The following is a 15,559-nucleotide window of genomic DNA, read 5'->3' as shown; positions in this document are numbered from 1 at the left end:
CACCCCCGGGCCGCGTTCGCCAGCGGCCCGGTCCCGACGGTCCTCGGAGCCTAGGTTCCGGAGGCGGGCGGGGGCGGGCCGCTGCGCCGGCCCGCGTCGGCTCGGGCGAACCGGCGGCGCATGTCGCGCAGATAGAAGTCGCGCGGCAGCGTCCGCACGGCCGTCGGCAGGCGCGGGTAGACGGCCCGGACCACGGTGACCAGCCGGTCGAACCGGCGCTGGTGCCGCGGGCCCCACTCCAGGCCGAACCCGTCGCGGACGTGGGCGGGCAGCAGCCCCGAGGCCAGGAAGCGCTGCACCCGCACCAGTGCCCGCACGGCGGGGTTGGCGGGGTGGAACAGGTCGCCGGCGACGGCGCGCGCGGTGTCGTCGACCCTGATGGAGGCGACCGCTTCGGTCCAGTAGCGCTCGAAGTCGGCGCGGGTGGCGGGCCAGCGCTCGCGCGGGCAGCCCAGCGAGGTGGCGAACACCGACGACGCCGTGTAGACCGCGTCCTTGTCCGCGGGCGCCATCGGGCCGAAGACCAGTTCGTGGACGTGCATGTTGCAGGCGTAGAGCGTCGCCGCCACCCATACCTGCAGCTCGGGGTCCTGCGCGCTGTAGTCGGGGCCGACGACGTGCCGGTGGACTCTGCGCACGGTGCCCGCGACCCGCTCCGCCTCCGCACCGGTGCCGAACATCAGCGCGTAGACGAACACCAGAGTGCCGCGCAGCCGGTCGACCGGGCGCTGCGCGAAGTCGCTGTGGTCGCGTACGCCCCGCCCCACGCCCGGTTCGGCGATCTGCAGCAGGATGGCGTAGGCGGCCGCCCCCAGAGCCGCGGCCTCGCGGTAGACGCCGGCGGCCGGGTCCTCGCTTGCGCGCGCGTGCTGTCCTCCCACAGCGCCCATGCTAGGCGCCGAGCCGCGGGTTCCGTGCGCGGCGGGACCACCTGCGCGGCGGCCGAGCGGTCGCGGCGGCCGGACCCCGCACCTCCGGCCGGCGTCCTGGCCGGATCCGGCCTGATGTGCAGCGAAGGCGCAGGGTGTGCACCGACGTGCGGCCGCGTGCATGCCTGTGGCTTTATGCGGCCTTGACATGCCACGCCCCACCCTTTAGGGGGCTGCGGTCCGACCCTCCGGGGTGTCGGCGACCCGAGATGCTCGATCGGCCGCTCGGGGGCGGTTATCGTGGCAGTGTCCGCATCGTCGGCTCCGCGGCCCGGCGGGATCCGGTCGGCGACCACCGCGGCCGAGGCGGGCGGCCGGTGCGCGGCCTCCGCTGTTTCGCTTCCGGCTTCCGGCGCTCCCGGGTGCGGCTTCGGGCCCTCCGCACGTGCGGTACGTCCGCGCGTCCGTGCCGCACCGCTTCGCCGGGACCCGCCCGGCCGGCCGATACGACGTCGGCGGCCGACCGGGTGCGGCGCCGAGCGACAGAGTCCGTTCCCTTTGTTTCCAGTCGAAAAGAGCCATAAGTTCCATGAGCATGGATCTTCTACGCAAGATGAACTCGGCGCTCGGCGCGACCGTGGGCGTCGAACTGCGCCGGGCCCCTCGGAAGAAGCAGGCGGCCGCCGCCACGTCCACCCCGGCCGCCGCTTCCTCCAGTGCCAAGAAGCCGGCCAAGGAGAAGGTCGCCTTCCGGGCGCCGGAGAACCCGGAGCTGGACCGCCTGCTGGACCGCCCGGTCTTCGTCGTTTCGCCGGTGCGCTCGGGATCGACCCTGCTGCGGCTGCTCCTCAACGCCCACTCCCAGCTGCACGCCCCCCACGAGCTGCATATCCGCCGCTTGGAGGCGCACTTCCGCACCAAGCTCTCCGAGCGCGCGATGGAGGCCTGCGGCCTGCAGCGCGGCGACATCGAGCACCTGCTGTGGGACCGCGTGCTGCACCGCGAGCTCGCCCGCTCCGGCAAGGACTTCGTGGTGGAGAAGACGCCCAGCAACGCCTTCGTGTGGGACCGCATCGCGGCCTGCTGGCCCGACGCCCGCTTCATCTGCCTGCTGCGCCACCCGGTCTCCATCGCCGAGTCCTGGCACGAGGCCGACCCCGAGAAGCGCACCGCCGACGAGGCCGCCAGGGACGCGCTGCGCTACATGAACGCCACCGAGCGGGCGCGCGAGGGCCTGACCGACGTGCACACCGTGCGCTACGAAGACCTCACCGCCGATCCCGACGGCGAGCTGCGCAGCATCTGCGCATACCTGGGCATCGGATACGAGCCGTCGATGCTGGAGTACGGCGACAGCGTCAAGGGCGACTTCGCCAAGGGCCTGGGCGACTGGAAGGACAAGGTCCGCTCCGGTTCCGTCCAGAGCGGCCGCACGCTGCCGACGGCCGACGAGGTCCCCGAGGCCCTGCGCGACATCACCCGCCGCTGGGGCTACCTCGACGGCGACACCGGCGACACCGGCGACACCGGCGACACCGGAGAGCGCGAAGGGGCAGCCGCGACGTGAACGCCCCCACCCCCGAGCCCTGCGCGGAGGTCGGCGAGGTCTGGCCGCGCGACGGCCGCATCCGCATCGTCGGCGACTTCCACGGTCTCGCCGACCCCGAATCCGGCCGCTGGTACCTGCTGTCCGCGGTGCGCGGTACCGACATCCGGGTCCACCACGAACTCAAGGTCGAAGGCGGCCGCTTCGAAGTCTCGGTCCCGCTGGCGGACTTCGTCCCCGTCGATCCCGGGCACTCGCCTTCCGGCGACGGGATGAAGTGGGACCTCTACGCCGTCCCCGAGGACCGGCCGGACTCGGACGCCGAAGGCCGGATGCGGCTGGGGCGCCGGCTGGACGACATCCGCGACAAGAAGAAGGTCATGGTCTTCCCCGCCCAGGAAGTCGAGGACGACGGCGTGCGGATGCGCGTGCGGCCCGTCTACACCGCCCGCGAAGACCTTTCGATCGACTGCACGCCCGGCACGTCCGGCTCATCCGGCAAGGAATCGCCATGAGGATCCGCTACCTGCTGCTGAACGCCTACGGCACAGGCGGCACCATCCGCACCGTGTTCACCCAGGCCGCCACCATGGCGGGGCTGGGCTACGACGTCGAGATCGTCAGCACCGTCCGGCACAAGGACGAGCCCAACTTCGACCTCGACGAGCGGGTGCGGCTGACCACCGTCGTCGACGTGCGCGCGCCCAAGGGCGACGAGCCCGCGCCCGGACCGGTGGGGCGCTACCGCGCCGCCCGCCGCGAACGCCTGCGCAAGCAGGGCGGCCGGATCGTCCCGGAGGGGGAGTTCGGCTACGAGGCGTTCAACCGCCACGTCGAGCGCGAGGTCGTCCGCTATCTCAAGAGCGTCGGCGACGGCATCCTGGTGACCACCCGCCCCGCGCTGAACATCCTCGCCGCGCGCTACGCCTCCCCGCGGCTGATCCGCGTCGCCCAGGAGCACATGAACCTGGGCACCCACCGCCCGGACGTGCAGAAGGCGATCGCCCGGTACTACCCGAGCTTCGACGCGGTCGCCGTGCTCACCAGCCGCGACCTGGACGACTACAAGAAGCTGCTGCCCGGCACCCGCCTGGTGCGGATCCCCAACGCGGTGCACTCGACGGAGCAGGAGCACTCCGACCACACCAACAAGATCGCCCTCGCCGCGGGACGGCTGGCCCCCCAGAAGGGCTTCGACATGCTCATCCCGGCCTACAAGAAGGTCGCCGAGCGCCACCCCGACTGGCAGCTGCGGATCTACGGGACGGGCAAGAAGAAGAACGAGCTGCGGGCGCTCATCGACAAGCACCACCTCTACAACCACGTCTTCCTGATGGGCCACACCGACCGCATGGAAGACGAGCTCACCAAGTCGGCCTTCTACATCCTCAGCTCCCGGTTCGAAGGCCTGCCGATGGTCGTCATCGAGGCGATGACCCACGCCCTGCCGATCGTGACCTTCGACTGCCCTACCGGGCCGGCCGATGTCATCACCGACGGCAAGGACGGGATCCTGGTTCCGCCCAAGGACACCGACGCGCTGGCCGACGCCATCTCGACGATGATGGACGACCGGGAGCTGCGCGACAGCATGGGCGCCGAGGCGCTCACGACCTCGCAGGGCTACGCTCCCGAGAACGTCCACATGATGTGGGAAGAGCTCTTCAGCGACCTGGTGCGCACCTCCGGCAAGGCCGCCGCGGCCGGCTGAGCGCGCGGTGCGCCGGACCGGACCGCACCCGCCGCGGCCGGTCGGCCTACAGTGGACGGCAGACGACGGGCGGCATCCCCGCGGTGCCGCCCGCAGCCGTGTCCGCCTGCCCGCGGCCCCGCCCGGCGCTCACGCACGCGCCGACCGGGCGGTACCCGCCGCGGGCCCCTGCCCGGAAAGGACGGCCCGTGAGCCTGGAGCGCGCGTTGGACGCGGTGACAATCGAGGACCTCCGCTCCCGCGGCGGCATCAAGTGGACCCTCCACGGCGAGGACACCCTCGGCGCGTTCATCGCCGAGATGGACTTCGGCACCGCGCCGGCGGTCACCGGCGCCCTGCACGCCGCCGTGGACGCCGGGGACCTCGGATACCCGCCGCCGCGCATCGCCGCGGCGATGCGCCGCGCCTGCGCCGACTGGCAGCGCGACCGCTACGGCTGGCACGTCGATCCCGCCGACGTCCACCCGGTCGCCGACGTGGTCAAGGGCTTCGAAACCGCCGTCGAGCACTTCTCCCGCCCCGGCAGCCCCGTCATCCTGCCCACCCCGGCCTACATGCCGTTCCTGACGGTTCCGCAGGGACTGGGCCGCGACATCGTCGAGGTCCCCATGGCCTTCGACGGCACCCGCCACGTCTTCGACCTCGACGCGATCGACGCCGCCTTCCGCGCCGGCGGCCATCTCCTCACCCTGTGCAACCCCTACAACCCGCTGGGCCGGGTGTTCACCGCCGACGAGCTGGCAGCGCTGAGCGAGGTCGTCGAGCGCCACGGCGGCCGCGTCTTCGCCGACGAGATCCACGGGCCCCTGACCTACCCGGGACACCGGCACGTGCCCTACGCCGCGGTGTCGCCCGAGGCCGCCGGCCACACGCTCACCGCCACCTCGGCGTCCAAGGCCTTCAACGTCCCCGGTCTCAAGTGCGCGCAGCTCATCACGAGCAACGCCGCCGACGCCGCGGTCATGGCCCGCATCGGACCGGTACTGGCCCACGGCGCCGGCAACTTCGGCATGACCGCCGCCACCGCCGCCTACACCTCCGGCGGCGACTGGCTGGACGACGTGGTCGCCTACCTCGACGGCAACCGGCACGAGCTCGCCGCGCTGCTGGCCGAGCACCTGCCCGGGGTCGGCTTCACCCCGCCCGAAGGCACCTACCTGGCCTGGCTGGACTTCCGCGGGCTGGGGCTGGGCGAGCACCCCGGCCGCGTGCTGCACGAGCAGGCCCGCACCGTCCTCGTCGACGGCCCCGACTGCGGCGAACCCGGGCGGGGGTTCGCCCGCCTCAACTTCGCCACGCCGCGGCCGGTCCTGCGCGAACTGGTGGCCCGGATGGCGGCGGGCGTGCGCACCGCCGGGCGCCCGGCCTGAACGCTCGGTGCACCGGGCCGGTGCGCGTCCTGGTCCCCTCCCGGTCCGAGTCGGCGGCGCCGCGCCCCGCGGAAGCGGTGGCGCGGCTCCGCCGGGGCCTCACACCAGCACGACCGAGCGCAGCACGTCGCCGTGCTCCATCTTGGCGAACGCGCCCTCGATACCGTCCAGCGGAATCGTCTCCGACACGAACGCGTCCAGGTCCAGGCGCCCCTGCCGGTAGAGGTCGGTGAGCATCGGGAAGTCGCGGCTGGGCAGGCAGTCGCCGTACCACGACGACTTCAGCGCCCCGCCGCGCGCGAAGACGTCCAGGAACGGCAGTTCCAGCGTCATCCCCGGGGTCGGCACCCCCACCAGCACCACGGTGCCCGCCAGGTCGCGGGCGTAGAACGCCTGCCGGTAGGTCTCGGGGCGGCCCACGGCCTCGATGACGACGTCGGCGCCGAACCCGCCGGTCAGTTCCCGGACCGCGTCGACGGGGTCGCGGTCGTGGGCGTCGACGGTGTGGGTGGCGCCCATTCCGCGTGCGGAGTCGAGCTTGCGGCGGTCGAGGTCCACGGCGACGATCGTGGCGGCCCCTGCCAGGCGGGCGCCCGCGATCGCGGCCCCGCCGACCCCGCCGCAGCCGATGACCGCGACGCTGTCGCCGCGCCCCACGTTGCCGGTGTTGATGGCGGCGCCCATCCCGGCCATCACTCCGCACCCCAGCAGCCCGACGGCGCTCGGTGCGGCTCCGGGGTCGACCTTGGTGCACTGGCCGGCCGCGACCAGCGTCTTGTCGCTGAAGGCGCCGATGCCCAGGGCGGGGGAGAGGGGCGTGCCGTCGGTCAGCGTCATCGGTTGCCGCGCGTTGTGGGTGTCGAAGCAGTACCAGGGGCGGCCGCGTTTGCAGGCGCGGCACTGTCCGCACACGGCCCGCCAGTTGAGGACCACGAAGTCGCCCGGCGCGACGTCGGAAACCCCCGCGCCGACCGACTCCACCACGCCCGCGGCCTCGTGGCCGAGCAGGAAGGGGAAGTCGTCGCTGATACCGCCCAGCTTGTAGTGCAGGTCCGTGTGGCACACTCCGCACGCCTGCACGCGCACCACGGCTTCTCCGGGGCCGGGGTCGGGGATGAGGATGGTCTCCGTCTCGACGGGTGCGTTCTCGGTCCGCGCGACGACCCCGCGCACTTCCTGCGTCATATGGCCCTCTCTCCGTTGCCGCCCTCTGGCCGGCGGAGCGGTGGGCCGCCGCTTGCGGCAGCGCACCGCTCCGTGGGGCCATGGTGGCCAGTCGCTCCGGCTGCGTCTACCACCTCTATCGCGCGATGAGAACCGCGTCGCGCCGATCGGTTCCGGCGGTGTCGATCGGGGCCGACCGGACCCGGTCGGGCTCGCGGTGCGGGGAGCGCCCCGGATCCGATGTGAGCCGTGCCACCCGATGGTGCCCGCGGGACGGGTGAGGTTGGGAACTGTCCGCTTGAATGTGTAAAAACGAGTAACCCTATAGTAGGGTATCCCCTGTGAAGTTGACGGAGTGGGCGCGCACGCAAGGGGTTTCGTACCGGAGCGCGCTGAACTGGTTCCATGCGGGCACCCTGCCCGTGCCCGCCCGCCAACTGGCCACCGGCACCATCCTCGTCGAAGAGCCGGTCGCCACCGGCGGCCGCACCGCCGCCTACTGCCGCGTCTCCAGCACCGACCGGAAACCCGACCTGGAACGCCAGGCGGGCCGGGTCGCCGCCGAATGCGGACGCCGCGGCATCACCCTGGACGCCACCGTCACCGAAACCGGTTCCGCCCTCGACGGCAACCGGCCCAAGCTGCACGCGCTGCTGCGTGATGCGTCGGTGGCCACGATCGTGGTCGAGCACCGCGACCGGCTGGCCCGCTTCGGCACCGAGCACGTGGAGTCGGCCCTGGCCGCCTCGGGCCGGTCGCTGGTCGTCCTCGACGACGCCGAGGTCGAGGACGACCTGGTGGGCGACATGACCCAGGTGCTGACGTCGATGTGCGCCCGGCTGTACGGGCGCCGGTCGGCTCGGCGCCGCGCGCAGGCGGCCGTGGACGCCGCCCGCACCGGGACGGAGTCTCCGGCGTGAGCACGCACCACCAGGCGTATCTGTTCGCGCTGGAGCCTACCGCTGAGCAGGAACAGGCGCTGGCCTCGCATTGCGGGGCGGCCCGGTTCGCTTTCAACTGGGGCCTGGCCCGCGTCAAGGCCAACCTGGGCCAGCGCGAGGCGGAGCGCTCCTACGGCGTGTCCGAGGCGGAGCTGACCCCGAGTCTGAATTGGTCGGCCTACGGTCTGCGCAAACAGTGGAACGCCGCCAAGCACGCGGTGGCCCCCTGGTGGGGCGAGAACTCCAAAGAGGCCTACGCCTGCGGGGTGGCCGATCTCGCGGCCGCGCTGAAGAACTGGAACGCCTCCCGCACCGGGACGCGCGCCGGGAGGAAGGTCGCCTTCCCCCGGTTCAAGTCCAAACGCTCCCGTAAATCCTTCCGCATCACCACCGGCGCCTTCGGGCTGGACGGGACCGACAACCGGCACGTGAAGCTGCCCCGGATCGGGGCGGTGCGCACGCATGAGTCCACTCGCAAGCTCGCGCGCCACCTGTACCGGGGCAGCGCTCGCATCCTGGCGGCCACCGTGAGCTTCCAGCGGGGGCGGTGGCACGTGTCCTTCACCGTGGAGAAGACCGCTCCAGCACCGGTCCCGGCCACAGACGGCGGGACCGTGGGCGTGGACCTGGGAATCAAGCACCTGGCGGTGCTGTCCACCGGCGCGACCGTCGACAACCCCAAACACCTCGACAAGACCCAGCGTAGGCTCCGCCGCGCCCAGCGGCGGGCCTCCCGGCGCCGGGGCCCCGACCGGCGCACCGGGCAGCAACCGTCCAACCGGTGGCGCAAAGCCCGCGCCGCCGCCGACCGCCTCCACACCAAGGCGGCCGCCGCCCGCCGCGACGGGCTCCACCGGCTCACCACCCGACTGGTGGACGAGTTCGACACCATCGTGATCGAGGACCTGAACGTGTCCGGGATGGTCGCCAACCGGCGCCTGGCCCGCGCGGTCTCCGACACCGGCATGGGCGAGGTGCGGCGCCAACTTACCTACAAGGCCGCCTGGTACGGTCGCCGCCTGGTGGTGGCCGACCGGTGGTTCCCCAGCTCCAAAACCTGCAACGACTGCGGTGCGGTGAAAGCCAAGCTGCGCCTGTCGGAGCGGACGTTCGCCTGCGAGGCGTGCGGGGTGGTCGCCGACCGCGACGCCAACGCCGCCCGCAATCTCGCCGGCCTCGCCGAGGCCGCCTCCTCCCCGAGTTGCGGGGCGAGGATGAACGAGCCCGCTGGAAACCCGCGTAAGACCGGCCGTGCCGGCTATGGGTATCGCCACGGGAAGGCCCCGCCCGAAGGGGCGGGGCCGACGCCGCGCCGCGAGGCGACGGCTCAGGGCACGTTTTTACACGTTTCCTGAACGGTAGAACTCGGGCCATGACAGATACCACGGACACCTCGCCCGGCTGGCTCTCCGACACCGAGATCGAGGACGCGCGCGGACGCCTGCCCATCGTCTACGTCAACGCCGTGCCCGTGCGCGTGGACGAATCGGGGACGGTGACCGGCGTCGGCCTGCTGCTGGGCGTGGCGCCCGACCAGACCTTCAGCCGCTCCCTGGTGTCGGGGCGTGTGCTGTTCCACGAGCGCATCCGCGACGCCCTGCTGCGCCACCTGGAGAAGGACTTGGGGCCGGTCGCGCTGCCGCACGTGCCGTCCTCGCCGCAGCCGTTCACCGTTGCGGAGTACTTCCCCACGCCCGGTATCACTCCCTTCCACGATCCGCGCCAGCACGCGGTGTCGCTGGCTTACGTGGTGCCGGTCACCGGCGACTGCCGACCCCGCCGGGACGCGCTGGACCTGGTGTGGTTCTCCCCGGAGGAGGCCGTGAGCGAGAACGTGCAGCAGGAGATGGCCGGGGGCCAGGGCGTGCTGCTGCGCCAGGCGCTGGCCCACGTGGGCCTGGTGCCCTGACCGGCGCGCGGCCCGCCCCGGGCCGCTCCGCTCGGGGCGGGCGCGACTCGGAACCGGGGGTGGGATACCGTATTCCTTTGTGATCGGAGTGTGACGGGCCGGGGCGCCCCCCCCCCCCCCGACGACGGCGGCGCGTTCGGGGGCGGCGCCGCGAGCGCGCACGCACCGAACCGCCACAGACATCCGATGATCCCCCGGCCCCGGTTCCCGGGGCCGGTCCGGAGCCTCCGCACCCCTCCGGCGCCCGCCGCATCCCGAAAGCAGGTGACCCCGCTGTCCGCACGCCCTGAGACCGGCTCCGGTTCCCCGACCGGCCCCGGCGCCGATCCGCCCGCCGACTCCGGTGCCGGTTCCGGCACCGCCACCGGCGCGAGCGGCGCGCGGCGCCCGATCGCGGCGGTCGCGCTGTGCGGGCTCGTCCTCGCGATGAGCGGCCCCGGTCAGACCGCCGGGATGTCGGTGCTGATCGACCATTTCATCCGCGACCTGGACGTCAGCCGCTCGGCCGTGTCCACCGCCTACATGATCGGCACCCTGTGCGGTGCGGCCGCACTGCCCTGGATCGGCCGCGCCGTCGACCGGTTCGGCGTGCGGCCCGTCCTGGCGGCGGTCGCGCTGGTATTCGGCTGCTTTCTGACGCTGCTGTCGCTGGTCGAAGGCATCGTCGGACTGACCGTGGCCTTCGTGGGCGCCCGCGCGCTGGGCCAGGGCGGCATGACGCTGGTGGCCACCACCGCCGTCGCCATCGCCGTGACCCGCAAGCGCGGGACCGCCATCGGCGCCACCACGGCCCTCGGCACGGCCGGGATCTCGCTGGTGCCCGTAGCCACCGAGCGCATCATCGCCGAACTCGGCTGGCGCGCGGCCGTCTTCGGCGAGGCGCTGGCGGTATGGGTGATCGTGCTGCCCATCGCCGTGTGGGGGCTGCGCGGCGCGCGCGCGAGCGACGGCGGCACCGGGGCGCAGGACGCCGACGGCGGCGGGGCGGCCGAGACCGCCTGGCCGCTGCGCGCGATCATGCGCACCTCGATGTTCTGGATCATCACCGGCGCCGTGGCCTGCAGCGGCCTGGTGACCACGGCGGTGTTCTTCCACCAGGTATCGGTCCTGGGCGAGCAAGGGCTGACCCCCGCCCAGGCCGCGGCCAACTTCCTGCCCCAGACCGCGGCCGGGCTGCTGGCGTCGTTCGGCTTCAGCGCCGCCACCGACCGCTTCTCCCCGAAGCTGCTGATCATGGGGTGTATGGCGATGCAGACGGCGGCGCTGTGCATGCTGCCGGTCGTCGGTCCGGGCCTGACCGCCGTCACCTACGGGATGGCCCTGGGCGCGGGGGCCGCGGGAGCCCGCTCGGTGGAGGCCGCGGCGTTCCCGTACTACTACGGCACCGCGAGCCTGGGCACGCTGCGCGGGCTTACCCAGTCGGTGGCGGTGTCCTCCACCGCGGTGGCTCCGCTGCTGCTGTCGCTGGGCCGCGACCTGGCCGGCTCCTACCTGCCGCCCGTGCTCGCGCTGGCGGTGCTGCCCGCGCTGATCGCCGTCGCGGCGCCCTTCGCCCGGCGCCCGCGGCGCCGGCAGGGCGCGTCGGCCGACGACCCGGGCGGCTCCGCCGCCGAGGAGGGCTGAGGTCACACCCTGTCTGCGGCCTCAGCTCTCCTCGGCGCCGGAGCCGCGCAGCCGGGTGTTCTCCTCCTGCAGGTCGAGGATGCGGGAGATCCCGGCGAGGTTGACGCCCTCCTCGGCCAAGCGGTTGATGCGCCGCAGCCGGTCGATGTCGTTGTCGCTGTACAGACGTGTGCCGCCGCCCGTGCGCGCGGGGTGGAGCAGCCCGCGCTGCTCGTAGAGGCGCAGCGACTGCGGCGAGATCCCGGCGAGGCCGGCGGCCACCGAGATGGTGTACAGGGCCCGGTCCGGTCCGGGGCGGCCGTCTGCGGTCATCGGCGGGGTCCTTCCGCGGCAGGGGGCGCCCCCGGCACCCCGGAGGGTGCGGGAGGCCATGTTTCCTCATCCCCAGGTACGAATCTTCTTCTGCGTGCATCGATGTTTATTCTCCCGCACCTGTGGTATAAAACCTGCGTCTCCTCGCATCAGGTTGTAAGCGACTACGGAGGTGACCATGATGCTGATGCGTACAGACCCCTTCCGCGGTTTCGACCGGATCACCCAGCGCCTGCTCGACGACGGCCTCCAGCCCGCAGGCGGCATGCCGATGGACGCCTACCGGGACGGCGACTCGTTCGTGGTCGACTTCGACCTGCCCGGCGTCCGGCCCGAGTCCATCGACCTGGAAGTCGAGCGCAACGTGCTGACCGTCACGGCCGATCGGGCCGACACCGCGTATGAAGGGCGAGAGACGGTCGTGGCCGAGCGCCCTTCGGGCACGTTCTCCCGGCAGCTGTTCCTCGGCGAGACGCTGGACACCGACAACATCTCGGCCGAGTACGTCGACGGCGTCCTCACGCTCCGCGTGCCGGTGGCCGAACAGGCCAAGCCACGCAAGATCAACGTCAGCGGGAGCAGCCAGGCGCGCCGGATCGACGCCTGAGCGCATACCCCCGCGGCAGCCGCGAGGGCAGGGCCGGCGCACCGCCGCGCGGCCCTGCCCGACGCGTTCGCCCGTCCCCGGTGTCCCGGGCCCGCCCCGCCGGCGGCAGCCCGCCGCCACGGATACGGTCCCGCCGTCACGGAAAGGAACATCGAGCACGATGAACATCAGCCTGCGCAAGACCCGCGCCGCAGTCGATCACGCCTTGCGCGACGCCAAGACCGACGCCGCCCACCTGCGCCTGCTGGACCTGCTGCACGCGCTGAAGGCCTACGAGACGGCCGTCGCCACCGACCCCGCCGAGGTCGGTACGCGACTGGAACGGCTGCGTACCGCCACCGCCCGGGTGGTCGGCGGCGCCCGGAGCGCGGGACCGGTCCCGGCGCCCCCCGCGGCGACCGTCAGCGAACTCGACGAGGAACTGGCCGGCGCACTGTGGAACGCGCACGGACGCGAGCCCGAGCTCCTCGGCGCCTGAGCGGCTGCACCGATACGGTGCGGCCTCGCTGGGAACGCACCCGCCGCGGCCCCGTGGAGCCCGCCGCCGCGGCCGCGGCGGCACCGAGGCGGAGAACCCCTGCGCGCGGCGCCGTACCGGCCGCACCGGCCGGAGGCGCCGGGGCGGTGACACCGAAAACCGGCCGCAGCGGGTGAGGACGCCGAGCGGTGCGGGAAAGCTGATCGTCGAGGCGCAGTACATACGTACCGAACCGATCGAAGACGCCCTATGGCACCGTCGCACACCAGGCACCGGGCCCGCAGCCGGGCCCGGCGGGTGGCCGCGTCCGTGTGCATCGTCCTGCTCGTGCTGGTCGCGGCCGCCGCCGGGGCCGTGGTGTGGCGCACCGGAGCCTACGACGCCGGCATCGACCGCATCTCCGGCGCGCTGCCCGAGGACCGCGCCTCCGCCGACGCCGACCCCGGAGAGAACTGGCTGGTCGTGGGATCGGATCTGCGCGGCGAAGCCACGGCCGGCAAGTGGCGCAGCGGCGAATCGGGCTCCGACGTGATCATCCTGGTGCACATGCCCGCCGACGCCGACCGCGTGTTCGCCGTCTCGTTCCCGCGCGACTCCTGGGTGCCGATCCCCGGCCACGGCACGGACAAGATCAACGAGGCCTACCGCCAAGGCGGCTCCCGGCTGCTGGTGCGCACCGTCGAACGGTTCAGCGGCGTCGCGATCGACCACTTCGCCGCCGTGGACTTCGCGGGGTTCGAGCGCATGGTCGACGCGCTCGGCGGCGTCACGCTCGACCTGCCCCGCGAAATCCGCGACCCCACCAACGGCTGGCACTGGGAACAGGGCGAGAACGACATGGACGGCGAGGAGGCTCTGCGGTTCGTCCGCGAACGCAAGGGCCTCTCCGGCAGCGACATCGACCGGGTGGCGCGCCAGCAGGTGTTCCTCAACGCGATCGCCGAGAAGGCGGCCTCGGACCTGGCTTCCGACCCGGGGCGGCTCGACGCGTTCCTCACCGCCGCCGGCGAGTCACTGGCCGTCGACGACCGGGTCACCGCCGCGACGCTGCAGGCGGCCGCGCTGCGGCTGCTCGATGCCGGGCCGGACAACGCCGTCTTCGTCACCCTGGCGGTCGACGAGCCGGCATGGATCGACGGCAAGAACGTGCTGCGGCTGGACACCCCGGTCAACGACGGCCTGTTCGCGGCGCTGGAGCAGGGCCGCCTCCATGCCTACGTCGACGAGCACGACCTCGCCAACGACGCCCGGAGCCTGAACTGATGCGCCGCGGAGCCGGCGCCGGGGACCGCGCCCCGGCTCCGCGCCCGCCGATTCAGCACTCGGCGGCCGCGTCGGCCAGCGCCCGCATCATCAGGGCCGTGGACACCGCGCCCGGATCCACATGGCCGATGCTGCGTTCGCCGAGATAGGACGCCCGGCCTTTGCGCGCCTGCATCGGCTCGGTGGCCCGCATGCCCTCCTCGGCCGCGTCGGCGGCGGCGCGCGCCGCCGCGCCGAGCCGGCCGCCGGAGTCGGCCGCCCGGACGAACGCGTCCACGGCGGGCGCCAACGCGTCGACCATCGTCTTGTCGCCGGGCTGCGCGCCGCCGAGGCGGCGCACCTCCTCCAGCGCCGCGGTCAGCGCGGCGCCCACCTCGGCCGGTTCGGCGCGCTCCGCGTCCAGCTTCTTGCCCGCGGCGCGCAACGCCGTGCCGTACAGCGGACCGGAGGCGCCGCCGACCTTGGAGACCAGCGTGGTGCCGGTCGTGGTCAGCACCGCGCCGACCGAGTCCGGGTCCATCGCCGCAACCGCCGCCACGGCCGCGTCGAAGCCGCGGTGCATGTTGGTGCCGTGGTCGCCGTCGCCGACGGCGGCGTCCAGCTCGCCCAGCCGCTCCCGCTCGCGTTCGACGGCCGCGCCGATGCCCCGCACCCAGGTGCGGGCGAGTTCGATGTCCACCGGTGCCGTCCAATCCTCGTCGCATCCGCTCTGCGCGTCCCTCGCACAGCATGCCCCACGGAGGCGGGGAGCCACCATTGGCGCCGGAACGATTCTGCGGAGGCACGTCCCGCGGTCACCGTTGGTCTGCACGGCGCGACCTCGGGCGCCATGCGGCACCCGCCGGTGGGCCGGCCGCGCCGCGACAGCCGCGGGTCGGGTGGGGCTCGCGTGCATGCATGTTCCCTCCGGCCGCATCCGGACATCGCGAAAATAACATGCATTGCTACTGGTCACGCCTGGCCGGGGCAAGCCCATTCAGTGCGCAGTGATCATTCTGGGGTTTCTAGGCGGCTACGGCTTCGCTATTCTTGTGGTCGATGTCCGTTTCTCTGGAGCGAGTGCGAACCGGCACGGTGCGCGGAAATGAGGATGGCGCGTCTGCCGTGCTCGGATTCCCCGATTCGTCGTCCCTCCGGGGCTGTATCGGCGATTTTCCGAATGCGGAGCCGGGCGGTGTCCACCGGCGCGAACCGTTCGGCAGGAGGCGGTGCGGGAAAGAGAAGCCGGCAGGGCGATGTGTCGAAACAGTGGGAAAGCGAAAGGAAAAGGGGTTGACTGGTCTTCTGAAACGGAATATCCGGCGCGGCGTGATAGCGCTCTCCGCCGTCGTTCTGGCATTGGGCCTGACATCCGTCCCCGCGGCCGCGCATACGCTGCATTCGGCTGTCACGTCCAGTGTGGGCTGCGGCTGGGACGGCGACTACGAAGTGCTGGAACACAGCGACGTCACGGCCTTCGGGGAGCGGCTCGGCCGGGTGTACCTGCTCTGGAACGACGCCGGTACGAGGAGCGGGCACAACTGCGTGGTCACCCGCAAGTTCGGCGTCGCCCACGGCACCGCGAGCTACGCCTCCGCGGCACTGGGCGTTCAGGGCCGCGACAATCCGCCCGCCGACCACGACGACGACTACGGCCACTACTCGGCGGTCACGGACTGGGCGCGCGGCCACTGCGTGAACTACCGGGGCTGGGTGGAGCACCCGGAGACCGGCGCGATGGGGATCGGCGGCGACCAATCGTGGCAGTACTGCAGTTGACCGCCAAG

At 72.8% G+C, this 15,559-nt stretch carries 16 protein-coding genes; 12 read left to right on the top strand and 4 right to left on the bottom strand.

The window, feature by feature from the left end; genetic code table 11:
• Positions 1–50 precede the first annotated feature (50 nt).
• A complete protein-coding gene (locus HNR25_RS05560) occupies positions 51–881 on the bottom strand; it encodes an oxygenase MpaB family protein (RefSeq protein ID WP_312862381.1) in 831 nt (276 codons plus the stop codon).
• A gap of 577 nt (positions 882–1,458) precedes the next feature.
• On the opposite strand from HNR25_RS05560, the gene HNR25_RS05555 reads away from it, so the two are divergent.
• From HNR25_RS05555 to HNR25_RS05540, 4 genes are all read left to right on the top strand, one after another.
• Entirely contained in the window at positions 1,459–2,436 is a 978-nt protein-coding gene (locus HNR25_RS05555) for a sulfotransferase family protein (RefSeq protein ID WP_246463524.1), read from the top strand.
• The gene (locus HNR25_RS05550; protein ID WP_184633649.1) at positions 2,433–2,930 is read left to right on the top strand and encodes a hypothetical protein; all 498 of its coding nucleotides are present in this window, start codon (positions 2,433–2,435) and stop codon (positions 2,928–2,930) included. Before HNR25_RS05555 ends, HNR25_RS05550 begins: the two co-directional genes overlap by 4 nt.
• Positions 2,927–4,126, top strand: coding sequence for a glycosyltransferase family 4 protein (locus tag HNR25_RS05545; protein WP_184633648.1), 1,200 nt, complete (start codon positions 2,927–2,929; stop codon positions 4,124–4,126). Before HNR25_RS05550 ends, HNR25_RS05545 begins: the two co-directional genes overlap by 4 nt.
• A gap of 188 nt (positions 4,127–4,314) precedes the next feature.
• Positions 4,315–5,496 carry a MalY/PatB family protein gene (locus HNR25_RS05540; protein ID WP_312862380.1) on the top strand — a complete coding sequence of 394 codons (1,182 nt, stop codon included), beginning with the start codon at positions 4,315–4,317 and terminating at the stop codon, positions 5,494–5,496.
• Positions 5,497–5,595: 99 nt separating this feature from the next.
• Here the strand turns inward: HNR25_RS05540 and HNR25_RS05535 are convergent, their stop codons facing one another.
• Positions 5,596–6,681 (bottom strand): S-(hydroxymethyl)mycothiol dehydrogenase, encoded by a 1,086-nt coding sequence (locus HNR25_RS05535; protein WP_184633647.1) that lies wholly within the window; start codon positions 6,679–6,681, stop codon positions 5,596–5,598.
• 320 nt (positions 6,682–7,001) lie between these two features.
• On the opposite strand from HNR25_RS05535, the gene HNR25_RS05530 reads away from it, so the two are divergent.
• The 4 genes from HNR25_RS05530 (at position 7,002) to HNR25_RS05515 (ending at position 11,133) form a co-directional block, all read left to right on the top strand.
• Positions 7,002–7,580: an IS607 family transposase gene (locus HNR25_RS05530; RefSeq protein WP_184633646.1), complete on the top strand. Its 579-nt coding sequence runs from the start codon at positions 7,002–7,004 to the stop codon at positions 7,578–7,580.
• The gene (tnpB, locus tag HNR25_RS05525; RefSeq protein WP_184633645.1) at positions 7,577–8,956 is read left to right on the top strand and encodes an IS607 family element RNA-guided endonuclease TnpB; all 1,380 of its coding nucleotides are present in this window, start codon (positions 7,577–7,579) and stop codon (positions 8,954–8,956) included. Before HNR25_RS05530 ends, tnpB begins: the two co-directional genes overlap by 4 nt.
• A gap of 17 nt (positions 8,957–8,973) precedes the next feature.
• Positions 8,974–9,510, top strand: coding sequence for an NUDIX hydrolase family protein (locus tag HNR25_RS05520; protein ID WP_184633644.1), 537 nt, complete (start codon positions 8,974–8,976; stop codon positions 9,508–9,510).
• A gap of 264 nt (positions 9,511–9,774) precedes the next feature.
• A complete protein-coding gene (locus HNR25_RS05515) occupies positions 9,775–11,133 on the top strand; it encodes an MFS transporter (protein ID WP_312862379.1) in 1,359 nt (452 codons plus the stop codon).
• A 21-nt stretch (positions 11,134–11,154) separates the two neighbouring features.
• Here the strand turns inward: HNR25_RS05515 and HNR25_RS05510 are convergent, their stop codons facing one another.
• Positions 11,155–11,445 carry a MerR family transcriptional regulator gene (locus HNR25_RS05510; protein ID WP_184633643.1) on the bottom strand — a complete coding sequence of 97 codons (291 nt, stop codon included), beginning with the start codon at positions 11,443–11,445 and terminating at the stop codon, positions 11,155–11,157.
• 178 nt (positions 11,446–11,623) lie between these two features.
• Here HNR25_RS05510 and HNR25_RS05505 point away from each other — a divergent pair, with 178 nt between their 5' ends.
• The 3 genes from HNR25_RS05505 (at position 11,624) to HNR25_RS05495 (ending at position 13,793) form a co-directional block, all read left to right on the top strand.
• Complete coding sequence (locus tag HNR25_RS05505; protein ID WP_281387470.1) at positions 11,624–12,052, top strand: Hsp20/alpha crystallin family protein; 429 nt, start codon at positions 11,624–11,626, stop codon at positions 12,050–12,052.
• A gap of 160 nt (positions 12,053–12,212) precedes the next feature.
• Positions 12,213–12,530 carry a hypothetical protein gene (locus tag HNR25_RS05500; RefSeq protein ID WP_184633642.1) on the top strand — a complete coding sequence of 106 codons (318 nt, stop codon included), beginning with the start codon at positions 12,213–12,215 and terminating at the stop codon, positions 12,528–12,530.
• Positions 12,531–12,779: 249 nt separating this feature from the next.
• Entirely contained in the window at positions 12,780–13,793 is a 1,014-nt protein-coding gene (locus HNR25_RS05495; protein WP_184633641.1) for an LCP family protein, read from the top strand.
• A 52-nt stretch (positions 13,794–13,845) separates the two neighbouring features.
• Here HNR25_RS05495 and dhaL read toward each other — a convergent pair whose 3' ends face one another.
• Complete coding sequence (dhaL, locus tag HNR25_RS05490) at positions 13,846–14,472, bottom strand: dihydroxyacetone kinase subunit DhaL (RefSeq protein ID WP_312862378.1); 627 nt, start codon at positions 14,470–14,472, stop codon at positions 13,846–13,848.
• Positions 14,473–15,131: 659 nt separating this feature from the next.
• Between dhaL and HNR25_RS05485 the strand changes: the two genes are divergently transcribed.
• Positions 15,132–15,551 (top strand): hypothetical protein, encoded by a 420-nt coding sequence (locus HNR25_RS05485; RefSeq protein ID WP_221457439.1) that lies wholly within the window; start codon positions 15,132–15,134, stop codon positions 15,549–15,551.
• The last annotated feature ends 8 nt before the right edge of the window (positions 15,552–15,559 follow it).

It is taken from the genome of Streptomonospora salina (assembly GCF_014204715.1).
Classification (GTDB): Bacteria; Actinomycetota; Actinomycetes; order Streptosporangiales; family Streptosporangiaceae; genus Streptomonospora; species Streptomonospora salina.
The sequence above is the reverse complement of the archived record's forward strand: the minus strand, read 5'-3'. Positions and strand labels throughout refer to the sequence as shown.